General features: G+C 44.1%; 13 protein-coding genes. 4 read left to right on the top strand and 9 right to left on the bottom strand.

Features of this window, described 5'->3' with window-relative positions:
- Positions 1-72 precede the first annotated feature (72 nt).
- The 4 genes from MSG33_RS09070 to MSG33_RS09055 all read left to right on the top strand — a co-directional run bounded on the left by MSG33_RS09070 (position 73) and on the right by MSG33_RS09055 (position 3,758).
- Complete coding sequence (locus MSG33_RS09070; protein ID WP_012841781.1) at positions 73-567, top strand: tripartite tricarboxylate transporter TctB family protein; 495 nt, start codon at positions 73-75, stop codon at positions 565-567.
- Between the two features lie 19 nt (positions 568-586).
- Positions 587-2,113: a tripartite tricarboxylate transporter permease gene (locus MSG33_RS09065; protein ID WP_248380737.1), complete on the top strand. Its 1,527-nt coding sequence runs from the start codon at positions 587-589 to the stop codon at positions 2,111-2,113.
- A gap of 277 nt (positions 2,114-2,390) precedes the next feature.
- Positions 2,391-2,906, top strand: a complete 516-nt coding sequence (locus MSG33_RS09060) for an adenylate kinase (RefSeq protein WP_248380735.1) — start codon at positions 2,391-2,393, stop codon at positions 2,904-2,906.
- 81 nt (positions 2,907-2,987) lie between these two features.
- On the top strand, positions 2,988-3,758 hold the full coding sequence (locus tag MSG33_RS09055) for a sulfite exporter TauE/SafE family protein (RefSeq protein ID WP_005395076.1): 771 nt from the start codon (positions 2,988-2,990) through the stop codon (positions 3,756-3,758).
- Between the two features lie 305 nt (positions 3,759-4,063).
- Here MSG33_RS09055 and MSG33_RS09050 read toward each other — a convergent pair whose 3' ends face one another.
- From MSG33_RS09050 to vscY, 9 genes are all read right to left on the bottom strand, one after another.
- Positions 4,064-5,035, bottom strand: coding sequence for a TAXI family TRAP transporter solute-binding subunit (locus MSG33_RS09050; protein ID WP_006741544.1), 972 nt, complete (start codon positions 5,033-5,035; stop codon positions 4,064-4,066).
- Between the two features lie 1,059 nt (positions 5,036-6,094).
- Positions 6,095-7,099, bottom strand: coding sequence for a type III secretion system translocon subunit SctB (gene vopD / locus MSG33_RS09045; protein ID WP_248380733.1), 1,005 nt, complete (start codon positions 7,097-7,099; stop codon positions 6,095-6,097).
- 10 nt (positions 7,100-7,109) lie between these two features.
- A complete protein-coding gene (vopB, locus tag MSG33_RS09040) occupies positions 7,110-8,309 on the bottom strand; it encodes a type III secretion system translocon subunit SctE (RefSeq protein ID WP_248380731.1) in 1,200 nt (399 codons plus the stop codon).
- Between the two features lie 7 nt (positions 8,310-8,316).
- A complete protein-coding gene (vcrH, locus tag MSG33_RS09035; RefSeq protein ID WP_005377258.1) occupies positions 8,317-8,802 on the bottom strand; it encodes a SycD/LcrH family type III secretion system chaperone VcrH in 486 nt (161 codons plus the stop codon).
- 12 nt (positions 8,803-8,814) lie between these two features.
- A complete protein-coding gene (locus tag MSG33_RS09030; RefSeq protein WP_281190184.1) occupies positions 8,815-10,863 on the bottom strand; it encodes a virulence-associated V antigen in 2,049 nt (682 codons plus the stop codon).
- 19 nt (positions 10,864-10,882) lie between these two features.
- Positions 10,883-11,167, bottom strand: a complete 285-nt coding sequence (locus tag MSG33_RS09025; RefSeq protein ID WP_054867031.1) for an LcrG family type III secretion system chaperone — start codon at positions 11,165-11,167, stop codon at positions 10,883-10,885.
- Between the two features lie 60 nt (positions 11,168-11,227).
- Complete coding sequence (locus MSG33_RS09020; RefSeq protein ID WP_248380726.1) at positions 11,228-11,641, bottom strand: LcrR family type III secretion system chaperone; 414 nt, start codon at positions 11,639-11,641, stop codon at positions 11,228-11,230.
- Complete coding sequence (gene vcrD, locus MSG33_RS09015) at positions 11,641-13,767, bottom strand: SctV family type III secretion system export apparatus subunit VcrD (RefSeq protein ID WP_281190183.1); 2,127 nt, start codon at positions 13,765-13,767, stop codon at positions 11,641-11,643. Before vcrD ends, MSG33_RS09020 begins: the two co-directional genes overlap by 1 nt.
- On the bottom strand, positions 13,751-14,095 hold the full coding sequence (vscY, locus tag MSG33_RS09010; protein WP_248380722.1) for a tetratricopeptide repeat protein: 345 nt from the start codon (positions 14,093-14,095) through the stop codon (positions 13,751-13,753). Before vscY ends, vcrD begins: the two co-directional genes overlap by 17 nt.
- Positions 14,096-14,098 lie beyond the last annotated feature (3 nt).

Here is a 14,098-nt window from a genome sequence, read left to right as displayed (position 1 = left end):
TTAATTGTTAATGGTTTAGTTTATTCATTAACGTCCATATGCGGTCTTTTTTATTTTTGTTAGGAGTTGAATATGTCTCGTTCAACCAACTTTTTCACCAAAGAATATTTGCTCTGTCGTGACCGTGTCGGCGCAATGATCTTTCTACTCTTCTGTCTTTGCTACGGTTATCAAACCTCACAAATTCCATTGTTCCCTGGTGATGAATACGAACCGTTCACCGCACGTACTTTGCCAACCATCCTGACTTACGTTGGTGCAGGCCTTTCTTTGTTATTGCTGGTAACAGGACAACCAGATAAACAAAGTGGCGCGGTGCTGAACTTTAATTGGAAGTTACTGATCGCTTTCTTGGTTTTGATGGCGCTTTACGGCGTAGGCCTGACTTACCTAGGCTTTGTTATAGCTACTGGCTTCTTTTTATTGGCTGGCTTTTATCTGCTGGGGGAAAGACGTAAACCCGTTCTGTTCGGCGCGTCGTTTCCATTCGTGATCGCGTTCTATTTATTACTCACTCAAGGTTTGGACATCTATCTCGAACCGGGTTTGATTTTCACCATCTGGTAGTCAAAGAAAGGACTGAATTATGTTAGATGGAATTCTACAAGGTTTATCCACTGCAGTAATGCCAATGAACATCATGATGGTGATCGTTGGTTGTTTCGTCGGTACATTTATCGGCATGTTACCAGGGCTTGGGCCGATCTCAGCCATTGCTTTGATGATCCCAATTACTTATGGCCTAGAGCCCTCTTCTGGCCTTATTTTAATGGCGGGTGTTTATTACGGTGCGGTATTTGGTGGTTCTACATCGTCGATTTTAATTAACGCGCCGGGTTGTTCTTCAACCGTGGTGACAGCATTCGACGGCTACCCGATGGCTCAAAAAGGCCAAGCAGGTAAAGCATTAGCTTTGGCAGCTTATTCGTCTTTCACTGGCGGTACGCTATCTGCCATTATGTTGCTTGTCGCAGCACCAGCATTGGCTAGCGTTTCACTTAGCTTCCAATCGTCGGACTATTTTGCGTTGATGCTACTTGGGTTATCAGCAGTCGCAGCTTTTGCTGGGAAAGGTCAGGTAATCAAAGCGTGGATGATGACCATTCTTGGTTTGATGCTATCTACAGTTGGAATCGATAAAGGCGTAGGCATTGAACGCTTTACCTTCGGTTTAACGGATTTAATGGATGGCTTTAGCTTCTTGTTGCTTGCAATGGCGACATTCGCACTGGGTGAGACGCTGATGGACATTCTTAAACCATCAAAAGACACCAGCGATGAAGAACAGGAAAAGCTGAGTAACATTGGCTCAATGAAAGTGACGAAGGAAGAAATCAAAGACGTCGCGCCTGTTTCAATTCGCTCTTCAATATTAGGTTTCTTCACTGGCGTTCTTCCTGGCGCAGGAGCAACCATTGCTGCTTTTTTAAGCTATGGTATGGAGCGCAACCTCGCACCTAAAGAGAAAAAGGAAGAGTTCGGTAAAGGCAGTATCCGTGGTTTAGTCGCGCCAGAATCAGCGAACAACGCAGCGTCTAGTGGTTCATTTGTTCCACTGCTAACGCTTGGCATTCCAGGTTCTGGTACAACAGCAATAATGCTCGGCGCGCTGATCGCTTACGGTATTCAGCCGGGCCCTCGCCTGTTTGTTGAGCATCCAGATGTGTTCTGGTCAGTGATCATTTCCATGTACTTCGGCAACATCGTACTCGTGATCCTGAACTTACCGTTGATTCCGTACATCTCAAAGCTTTTGGCGGTTCCTAGAACGGTACTTCTGCCGATGATTTTATTCTTCTCAATCACCGGAGTTTATTTGGTCTCCTTTAATACTATGGATGTGTTCGTGATGCTGATTGTCGCTATGGCTGCCATTGCACTTCGACTCGCTAACTTCCCACTTGCGCCTTTATTGCTGGGTTTCATCCTTGGGGGATTAATGGAAGAGAACTTACGCCGCGCATTAATGATTTCAGACGGCGAATTAAGTTTCCTATGGGAGCGCCCTATTACCCTTACCTTTACTGTTTTAGCCGTATTGGTACTGGCAAGTCCACTAATCGTAAAGCTGATTCAAAAGTTTAAAGCACAGCCAGTGAGCGTTGAGCAGTAATAGCTGTCTCTTTCAACCTAGACAAAGCCATCCATCGCGATGGCTTTTCTTTCTCCTATCAAATCGTTCACTTATTAAGCAAAACAATATTGACAAGTCATCGCCTATATATAAGAGTAGTTGCATGAATACACACTTAGCGCAACTTAACCAACGAATTATCATCATTCCATAGGAATGGTGGGATATTTGATGCGCTCAATATTTATCGAACCCACCCATAACGGTGGGTTTTCTGTCTCTGCCGTATGGGAAATATTCTCTTGGAGGCGGTCACATGCAAAAAGTAGCGGTTTTTGGTAAGCCCGGCAGCGGAAAATCGACGATAAGTAAAGCAATCGCGTCTGCTACCGATCTCCCTCTTCATCAATTAGATTCCATGGTCTATAAACCAAACGGTGAGCCCGTTGAGCGTAACGTTTTTGATGAAGCACATAGCAATATACTTCACTCAGATCGTTGGATCATAGATGGTCTGGGGCCTATCAGCTCCTTTAATGCTCGTTTAGATGCAGCCGATACTCTCGTTTATATTGATCTACCATACTCCGTAAGCTATTGGTTTGTGACGAAACGTCTCCTTAAAGGACTATTCATTAAACCCGAAGGTTGGCCTGATGGCAGTTCGGTATTGAAAGGGACATTACAAAGCTACAAAGTTCTTCAGCAATGCCCTGCATTCTGGAATGATGACTTTATGTCTCGTCTCGAAGGGTACTCTCAAAGTAAAACCGTTCATGTCATCAAAAACGTCACAGAACTGAACAATTTTGTTTTAGAGCGGGTAAAGTAAACTTCATATCAGAACACTAGAGCATGTGGGATGGGCCATCTAAAGCTCTAACAATGAAAAAGAACATAACAAGGATTGTTTATGCTTTTAGAACTAGCGCTTTTATTCGTTGCCGGCGTAGTTGGTGGGATCATTAACTCCATTGCGGGAGGCGGAAGCTTTATTACTTTTCCGGCCCTATTGGCGGTTGGTGTGCCTCCAATTATGGCCAACGCAACAAATACTTATGCTTCATGTGCAGGGTACATTAGCGGAGCCGTTGGCTTCAGAGAAGAGATCATGAAGAACAAGCAAGAACTGTTGTTCACAGTCTCATTCAGTTTAGTAGGTGGCGCTGTCGGAGCATATCTGCTGCTCAACACACCAGAATCGCTATTTTTGGAAGCCATTCCTTGGCTACTCTTGTTTGCCACCGTGCTTTTCCTGACTGGTTCTCGTTTAACAATGCTTATCAAAACTGTCGCGAAAGAGCACAAACACGCAGGAATACTCGGAGCAATCGCTTTGGGTCTATTACTTGTTGGTGTCTCTGCTTACGGTGGTTTTTTCAACGCAGGTTTAGGGGTTATTGTTCTGAGTTATCTGGTAGTAGCGGGTCACCAAGACATTAATTTAATGAACGGTTTGAAATTGCTGGTATCTACGTGTGTTTCACTCATTGCTATCGTGATTTTTGTTGCGAATGGTTCCATTGACTGGCGCACAGGTAGCGTTGTTTTGGTCGGTACGTTGGTGGGTGGTTATCTTGCAGCTCGTGTATCTCGTCAACTTAATCCCAATCATGTTAAAGGGTTTGTTGCTCTTTCTTCTATTCTCATCACTATCTACTTTTTCATTGATGTTTATGCTTAAGTAAAACTTGCACATGTAGATAACACTCCTATAAAAAACGCCATCGCGAATGATTAATGCTGATCGCTGAACGAGGTTTTTGTGTCATTACAGCGAGCCTTGGCGTGACTAGGGATCTAATAGCAGTACGCTGAGCGGCTAGTGAAACAATTTTGACCATAAAGGGCTCGGATAGAAGATCCTGTATCACGCTCCTCCGTCGCTGTACAGGATGACGAGAGATAGAAATATGCCACTCGCTGTTAAACGAGTGGCATTAATCGAGAAAGATGGCGTTTTACATCAATAAGAAGAGAAAGTAACGGTTACTTAATCAGCCCTACTTCTTTGTAGTATTTGAGCGCACCTGGGTGAAGAGGCGCAGATAAACCGTCTTTTACCATTTCCTCTTTCTTCAAGTTCGCAAACGCTGGGTGGAGACGGCGGAAATCATCGAAGTTTTCAAATACCGCTTTAACCACGTTATAAACCACATCTTCTGGTACAGCAGTAGAGGAAACAAACGTCGCACCCACACCAAAGGTTTGAACATCACTATCTGTGCCACGATACATACCACCCGGTACATTTGCGACACGGTAGAAGCTATTGTCTGCAACCAATTTTTCTACATTAGGTCCAGCTACCGTTACGATATTACTATCACACGACGTAGTGGCTTCTTTAATCGCTCCACTTGGGTGACCAACGGTATAAATCATCGCATCAATTTTGTTATCACAAAGTGCTTTTGATTGCTCTGCTGCTTTTAACTCAGACACAAGCTTAAAGTCATCGTTACTCCAGCCATACTGGCTCATTAACACTTCCATGGTGCCTCGTTGACCTGAGCCAGGGTTACCAATGTTGACGCGCTTACCTTTCAAATCATCAAAAGTTTTGATGTTCGCGTCTTTACGTGCAACGACAGTGAACGGTTCTGGATGAACGGAGAATACGGCGCGTAGTTCTTTAAAAGGCCCGCTTTCCTTAAACTTACTGGTTCCTTTGTAAGCATGATACTGCCAGTCTGATTGAGCGATACCGAGATCCAATTCACCAGCACGAATAGTGTTGATGTTATAAATCGATCCCCCAGTACTTTCTACCGAACAACGGATACCGTGATCTTCTCGCGATTTGTTAACCAAGCGACAAATTGCTCCACCAGTCGGATAATAAACCCCTGTTACGCCACCAGTACCAATCGTGACAAACGTTTCTTCCGCAGACGCAGAAAAGCCAGTTGTGAGTGCCGCTAAAGAAGCAGCAAGTGCGATTTGCTTAAACTTAAACATTGAACATCCTTTTTACCTGTGTTGATGACCGTTTAAGTATAGCAACCGTTAACAATTTGATAACGTTTGAGTTCTCATCCTTGCAGATTGGCTTAGCAAGCACCATTTTTATCAGCATATTCTGCCATCATACAAGGCTCTATATAAGATGTAATCGCAACCCGTATCGCATAGAAAATTAAATCTTTTTAAAATTTTTCATTTATGAAATGTTTAGACAGACATATCTATTCGAAATTATCTATTAAATAGAAACAATCAGGTCAATTACAATAATCTTGTTAAACAACCTTTATTCTATATAAATATGATGAATTATAACTCCAGACAAAAGACATGAGGCACTTGAAATAAACAAGACGAAAGAGAGAACAAATAATCGTTTAATATGCTTTGGAACTTTATCTCTCTTCTCTAGCATTTTATACCGTTTCGCATGAAACTTGCTCAGAAAGACAGTGCCATATTGTAGGACACCTTGACCTGATAAGAATATATTCAGAGTGTAGTATCGGACTCCATTATCAAGAGTATCTTCAAGATACTTCAACCAGTTGGATTTCAAATAAATAACAAACAAAACCCAAGTGAATATACCTAAAATTCCAACCGTAGTCAGATAAATAACTAAATCTGATGCTAAACTGATATCTTCCATCTTCGACTACTTATTAAGTTGAGTTTTATATAATTCTGTTCCCAAATACTCACCAGTCGAACCGCCATATTTTCCTTTTAAGTACTCCCACTACAAAAAACACTTTTTGTGAGTAATAATGACACTCTAACTCAATTTTATGCAACAAAGCCACTATGGAGTGATAACTTTGAGCTGAGTTCAACAAAAACAACAACTTCTATGCAAGATAAATCTCTTTTAGCATGATGATCAGATCATTGATGATTACTAAGGAAGCGGGATAGAGTAAATGTTTAACTACGTTATATTGTGTTACAAACCAATTCCTCAGTAAGTATCAATATCTAGTTGTTAGCTTAGATAACTGAAACAAAAAAAGCGTTGTATAAACAACGCTTTGTAGTTAATGAGATGGACGGTTACACCGTTGGGACTGACGCTCGCCACGCTTGGTTCTGACTATCTGAGATAGAACGGAACAATTCACGTAGCTCTTTCAACAGACCTTCTTGGAAACCAATGTTTTCATCGGCTTTCTGTTTGGCTGCTTGTGCGCGAGTCGCTTGTACTTCATCATCTTTGCTGCGCGCTTGCGCTTTGGTTTGCTCTACATTCGATGCTGAGTTTGCCATCTGGCCCAAAGCTTGAAGAATAGCGTTCTTCGCTTGGTTTGAGCTCATCAACTTATCGAACTTACGGCCACCACTTGTCAGCTGCGCTGTCGTGTCTGCGATATTGTCTTTCGCTAGTGAGTGCGCACGCTTAACCTGATCTTGCTGAGTTTTAGACAAGCTATTGTTATTCAATAACTCTTCTGCTTGATCGAAGCCAGCTTTTTGCGTTTTCAGTACATTATTGCTCGCCATTTCATTCTTGATTTCTTTCCCTGCTTTGAAAGAACCAAGGGCACCAATAATTGCAGTAGCACCCGCTAATACACCCGAAACGACTGCCATCGCGATCATCGCACTTGCCGAGTTGTTTAGTTCTGCCGCTTGGCTTTCTAAACTCGCGACGTTTGCTTCAACAGCAATTTCACGTTGTAGCACTTGCTGCTCACGGCTCAGCTTTGATACTTGATACAACAATGTTAGTAGCGTCAACGATTGTGATACCGCATCTGATGGTGACTTGATCACCTCTTCACCGTTAAGCGCTTTCATTGTTGTGCTCATTAGCGAACTGACCGTCGGTGCAAGAGCGTTCATTAAGTTTGCAACAACTTGAGCTTGGTTGCTCACTGCTGGTGCTTTAGGAGCCTCTAACTGGTAGCGTGCAGCACCAGAAACACCTGATTCACTATGGCTTTTAATAGAGCCCGCTTCAAGCTTTGTTTCTGGTGTTTTTTCTGCTTTGGTTGTTTTAATAGTGTCGCCTAAACCATACAGTTCGCCGCGTCCCGTTCCGCCTACTTTATCTAGCATAATAAACTCCTTATACCGTTGCAGGACGGCTTAACACCGTTTGCATGGTTTCACTTTTCGCTTGGATCATTTGCATGATGACGCTCATCAGCTCTTGGAAATCTTCCATCAACTTGCCAATTTCTTCTTTAAGCTTGTCGATGACGGCCTGGCTTAAGGTCATTTTGGCGCGAAGGTCCGTGATATCTGCCTGAATCTCTGTCACTTGAGCATTGTTAGCAGCATGGACACTGTCCGTTGCGCCTTTACCCACATTGACGGCAAGATCGACGGTTTCTGCTCCGTAACGAATCGCTTTCGCTGTTGTTGTCGCAGCTTTTGTGCCCATATCCGCCACTTTCGCCATGTTTGCAGCGGCTTTCGTAGCGATTTCCGTGACCTTTTGAGCTACCTTACCAGCACCTTTTGCTGCAAGTTTCGCGATACCGCCAGCTGCTGCACCACCAAACGTCACAACAGCTCCGATAACCGCGACTGCGATTTCTAATGCCATTACGACTTTGTTTAGCACATCGACATTTACGCCCGCTTCTTTTAGCGCATCTTGAACGGCTGGCTCTTGCAGCGCCATGCTCACTGCTCCCATGACGCCACCAGCGATCATAAGAGCACCAGCTGCTGCACCAACACCCGTTGCCACCATTACGGCACCAACAACAATAGAAACCACCGCACTGATCCAACCAAAGATCTTCGCTGCTAAGCCTGATTTTTGGGCTTCTTTTGCAGCGGCTTCCGATTCTTTGATTTTGTCTTGGTTTTCCACCATCTCTTTTTCGTGCTTAGCTTTTGCGACCTTCACTTCCTGAATTTTCAGCTCGTTTTGAGCACTTTTCAGTTTATCCGTGATAGCAGCAAGCTCTACTTCAAAATCATCAGCAGAACCTGCGATGATTTTGACTGCAATCGAACCTGTTTGATCTGCAACTGCATGGAGAGATTTTGCAATGGTATCGACGATCTTTTGCAGCTGTGCCATGGCTTTTAGCGTCAAATCATTCACTTTGTCGCTAACAGCTGCGTTAGGTGCATCTAACTGAACTTTTACTTTTCCGGTGTTCAGTACATCTGCATCTTTACTCTTCACGTTTTCTACCGTCACAGAAGGCGTCGCTGTAGACGCCGTTTTCTGCACGTTATCTAACGTGGCTTGGCCAGATTCAGGGCTATAAACCTGTGTCTGGATGCGGTCAAGTGCAATAGAACTCATAGTCTAATTACTCCTTTTTATTTCTCACCGCTTCTAACATGATGCCTGCACGCTCATGCAAATCTGCATATTGTGATTTTCCGGCAGACATCTCCTTCGCGCTGTAAAACCCACTCTCTGCTTCTGTCAGTTGTTCCAGTTTCAGGTGACATTCAGCAGAGTGAAAAGGTGGACGTGGATCATTTACGTCCACTAGCGCTGCGTAGCTGTAGGCGTCTATTGCCTGCAGATACTCACCCAACTCCTGACGAGCCGCGCCAAGGCCAATGAAAAATCGCGCCTGATAATGATCAAGCATGCTGAGTAATTGAAATACTTTCGCTGCTTGCTCAATCTTTCCCGATTGGAAAAAGTTGTAACCTACGGCATAAATATGTTCGATGGTGTCCTGAGACACATCGTGCAACATTTTTAGCGTGCCTCCCTCTTCAAGAAAAGACAGCAGCTCTTCTGCTTGCATTTGGGATGGATCGGTCGCGTTTGTTTTAGTCATGGTTGGTTATCCTTAAATGGCTCGTAGGATTTCTTGTAAAATACTGTGGTACTTCTGAACAAACTTGTTCATCGCTTCAACGGTCGAGTTGTATTGGGAGCTTGTATCATTTAGCTCTGTCGTTTTGATTTGAACTTCGTCGTTGAGTAGTTTGGATTTGTCACTGATCGAACTGGAAAAGTTAGATAGTTTTTTAACCTTTTCACCATCTTGATAGCTCTGATCTTTTACATCGACACCTTCATACTTTAAAAACATAAGGTGAGTGACCCTTACATCTTCAGGAGCGGGATTTACTCCACCATCAAGAGCTTGGTATTCGGGCTTAATATATTTCTCAATGTTTTCTTTGGTAAAAACAAACTCTACCCCATAAGTGTCGGCACTCTTGTAGACACTATCGGTATCAACGTTGTCTCTGCGTATTGCATCAAAATCGATGTAACTGTTGTTCAGTCTTAGAGTCTTACCTGGTCCAGGGGATCCCCACCCTTTATCACTACGGAAAACTTCCGCTAGATGTTTTAACTCAGGTGATTTGTAGAACTCTTCTCTTGAACTGTAGTTAAAACTGCTATAGTCAAAGGTATAATCTTTAGGGTTATAACTTTCACCATATGTACCGCCTCCGCTTTGTTTGCTATGAACCAAAGACTGCACTTCACCAAAGATTTTTAGCCTCGCTGTAAAAGATTGAAGCTCCTCTTTTTGCTGATTACGTTTCTCTAAACGGTTAACACGACGCTCATTTAGTGCAAGCAGCACTTGCTCATCAAAACGATCACCAATGCTAGATTCAACAACGGCCAACAAATCACGAGCCGTTAGAGAGTGCTCTGCTCTCACCTCGCGATCCGCTTTCTCTTTGTCGGTGATATTGAGTAGACGCTCTTTCAATGCCCCTAAGTTCTTGCGCAATGCCTCGTATCGCTCAGCAAATGAAGCCCCGGTAGATTCATCTTTTACTATTTTTTCAAACTGTAATCGGATGTCTCGTTCGGTGTTTTCTTTGATCAAAGTAACTTGAGCTGACGTTATTTGTGTCTTTTGGACATCGGCTATCGCGCTGTCCTGGTAAAAGTCGTCGATTTCTATATTTGTTAAACTCACCGCGAAGTTGGCGAACAGACTAGAAAGGGTCAAAGGCTCGGTTCCGCCAATGACGGTGTTAAGTGCTGCTTTTAGGTTGTTTGTTCCAGCCGCCTCCCCATAAGCTGCGCTATATTGGCCTTTCACTTGAGCGGCCATTTCATCTAACGCTTCTTTAAGCTGCTGTTTAGAAATACCAGGAGTCCATGTAATTCTGTTAGCTAGCGCACTTGCGTCATCGGTGCTTAAAGTAATACCGATACCTTGAAAACTACTTTTTAATTGAGCTGAGACTTGAAGAGCGAAACTCTCTTTAGTCAACAGGAAGTCCGAGATCTTCAGTTGCGCGAGATTAAGGGAACCTAAGCTACTAAAGGCATTGCGAAGAAAAGAAATAGAAGCATCTCTCACTTCACGGGAGCTCATTTGATTAGCAAGCTCTGCAACAAAAAGAGAAATTTCTTTGGTGGCATTAGCCAGACCTGTCTCGGAGAGGTTGGCGATCTGCTCCGCTTGGTTACTCTGAGTGCCCAAATTAAATTGACTAACAAACTCAGTAGATAACGAGCTATCTACGTTTTCCGTCAGTAACTTACTAAACCAAGACTGAAACTGATTTGATAGCGTTTGGTTTGTTTGAGCATTGAACTCGGCTGCGGTTAATTCGCCATCTGAATTAGCACTTTGTAGCGACTTTATCCAAACAGATGCGGTGTCGGTCAATGATATACCAGCAAACGCGTTATTTTTCGCTTTTAGGTTTTCAAGTGTATCAACATAAAGCGCGATGCTTTGTGATTCCGTTTGTCCCGAGATAGTTGGCAATGAAGAGATTAGAGAGGCAAGTTGCTGAGTCTCTGCTTCACCCAGTACAGGGGTAAATGCCTCTATCAAGTTTTGTTGGAAAGTGGGTAATGGTGCACTACTCGCAGCTGTGTCTGTTGCTCCTGTCGTAGAGCCAGTCGTTTTCATATTCGTCATTTCCAAACCTCTAAATCATCATGCCGCGCATCACTGTGGGACGCTTTCTGCGTTTACCTGACGTACCTTGTAGCTGATTTTGTTGTTGCCGGCGGCGCTGGACTTCGTCTATTAGCTCTTGCTCTGCACGTTTCATGGTATTTACTGGCGCTTTTATGCCGCCAAGTAAAACATCACCCGCAACAGGACCAACACCTAAGCCTTCCAATAGCTCGTTAAAAATATCGGTTCTGTCTTCAGCTTTTCTAATGGCAAGCTCAGCGTTCTCAATCGCATCGGTAAACGGTTGCTTCATCTTGATTCCTATCTTAAAGCGGGTCATCTCATCGGTGCTGTCAGTAACAGTCGTGAGTTTTTACTTTTTCAACTTTTTCAAAGGTCTATAATCTGCTAGGCGTAAACAGTACCAGTCTTCTAGCTCATCATGGCTTGCACCGCATGCTTTTAGATAGAACTGTGCCAATCGCTGGCTGCTCATATTGCTACCACGTAATACATCAACGTTTCCGCGAATGACCCAATCGGAGGGATAAAGTTGAATAGCATGCTCAGCTAAGAGAAATAAGCCTGCAAAAGGGTTACTCAACCCTAGGTTTGGATGCACACGTTTCAAAAGAACGATGATGATTTCACCGTCCTCCACACGAAAAACGAGCTCTAAACCCTCAACTTCAATTCGATAACCAAGTTGAATTTCACTTTTTTGCCAAAAGTATGGCGTCACTTCGATCCCCGCTTGCGCGAGCGAGAGCATTAGTTTTGTTTTCATTACATCCCCACCCTTCCAAGTGGCTGAATATTGATTTGCTGAGTTAATTCTTGAAATGACAAAACGGGCAGATCGTAGTACTCCGATTCAATAAGCTTTCGCACATATCGGCGTACATCCATAGACACAACTAACACAGGCTTATTCGGCATGCGGCTTAAGTCACCAATGGTCTGTTTCACATCACTGACAAATTGTTGCGTTACTGACGGATCTAACGCCAAGTAACTCCCTGCTGAGGTTTGACGAATACCGCTGCGTATTGTGTCTTCGAGACTTTGATCCAATAAGTAAGCGGGCAACATGTTTTGTCCGCTCGCGTATTTGTAGCAAATGTAACGTTTTAAGCTGGAACGAATGTACTCCGTCAGCTGTACAACATCTTTCTCTTTTTGGCCCCACTCAACCATCGCTTCCAAGATCACGCGAAGGTTTCGGATAGAAATGTCTTCAGAAACCAAGCGTTGCAAGATTTCCGTCATTTTTTGCAACGGAACAATACGCTGGGCCTCTTTAACAAGCTCCGAATAACTGCCTTCCATCTGCTCCAATAGATAACGCGTCTCCTGAATACCAATAAAGTCTTGTGCGTACTCCTTGAGAACATGAGACAAGTGGTACGTTAAAATTCTGTCGGGTGTGAGAAAGCCGACATGGCTAGTCGTGAGTTTTTGCTCGTAACTTTGTGCCACCCAAATGCTAGAAATACCGGGTAGAAAATCTTCATCTTGCTCATAAGGCACGCCTAATAAGTCGATCTGCTCATTCCCTTCTGTCACCAAGAGTTGGTCTTTTACAATTCGTCCTCGTGCAACCGGAACTTCTTGTAACTGAATTAAATATTCGCCATTTTGCATCCCCTCGTTAAAACGCAGGTGGATACCCGGGAAAGGCACGCCGAGATCGAGATATAGTGCGCGCCTCACCCTTGCTAGCTCTTCATTCAATGCGACCGCTTCCAAGCTTTCCTGAAGGCTCGCGTCAAGATCGATCAAGAGTGGGACCGTCATAGCGAACTCTTCTTGCTCACCTAATTTTCCTTTACTGTTTCTAGATGGGGTTGGTTTGCTTGGCTTCGCTGCTGGTGAACCCGCCCCTTGCGAAACAAAGCTTGATAAGTCGGTACTATCTGATTCAGTCTGTTTTTTCTGTTGATAGAAAAGGAAGAAACCACCACCACCAACCACTGTGGCCAAGACCAGAAAAGTAATTTTTGGAAAACCAGGAATCAGTGCGAACAGCACCAAAAGCACACCGCCAATAAGAAGCGCACGTGGCTGAGCAATGACCTGCCCACCAATGTCCGAGCCAAGATCAGAAGAGTCTTCATGAGATACACGCGTCACGATAATACCGGCCGTAATCGCGATAAACAGTGCCGGAATTTGCGATACCAAACCATCGCCAACGGTCAAAATCGCAAACAGCTCAAGCGCTTCAGAAGCACTCATACCTTTTTGCGTAACCCCGATAGTGACGCCACCTAAGATGTTGACCACAATGATGACCAGACCGGCAATGGAGTCGCCTTTAACGAACTTCATCGCGCCATCCATCGAGCCATACATTTGGCTTTCTTTTTCAATCAGTGATCGTCGGTGCCGTGCTTCGTGTACGTCAATCACCCCAGCGCGCATGTCACCGTCAATACTCATCTGCTTACCAGGCATCGCATCAAGTGAGAATCGCGCACTAACTTCTGCAACCCTCTCCGAGCCTTTGGTGATCACCATAAACTGGACAATAGTAATGATCAGGAAAACAACAATACCGACCACCAAGTTACCGCCCACGACAAAGTTACCGAAGGTATAAACGATTTGACCAGCATCGCCTTGCAGCAAGATCAAACGGGTTGTCGTGATGGATAAAGACAAACGAAACAATGTCGTGATCAGTAGCACCGCGGGAAACGCAGAGAACTCAAGCGGCGTAGTGATGTAAATCGCTAACATAAGCAGCACCACCGCAATACTCATGTTGGTGCCAATCAGCACATCCACCAGCGCGGTAGGCAGTGGCAATATCATCATAAAGACGATCGCGAGCAACATCACAGCAAGCATAATGTCTTTACGTTGCCCCACCTTGTTTAAAATATCGATCAACTTATTCATGTGATTCACTATTTAAAGATTGCAGATAGCGTCGGTGCGCTTGGCGTGCCCCATCGACGTCGTTTTGTTTCCAACGAGCTTGGCTTAAGCAAAACCAGAGTCCTGCCGAATCAGGTTTAAGGTCGGATTTTAATAAGTGCTCACATACCTCAACCGCACGGGCATATCGACCACTTTGTAAACACGCCACTGCGAGCGTTTGCATCGCCTCTTTGTGTTGCGGGTCTATCTCTAAAACCGCCTCGAGAATAGAGATAGCATGCTCTGGCTTTTGGTATTGAACTTGTAGTGCAGCGTGAACAAGCAACAGTTCAATGTCTTTGGATCTCAACTTCATGTT

It is taken from the genome of Vibrio sp. 1CM7H, assembly GCF_023161645.1.
GTDB classification, from domain to species: Bacteria; Pseudomonadota; Gammaproteobacteria; order Enterobacterales; family Vibrionaceae; genus Vibrio; species Vibrio diabolicus.
The sequence above is the reverse complement of the archived record's forward strand: the minus strand, read 5'-3'. Positions and strand labels throughout refer to the sequence as shown.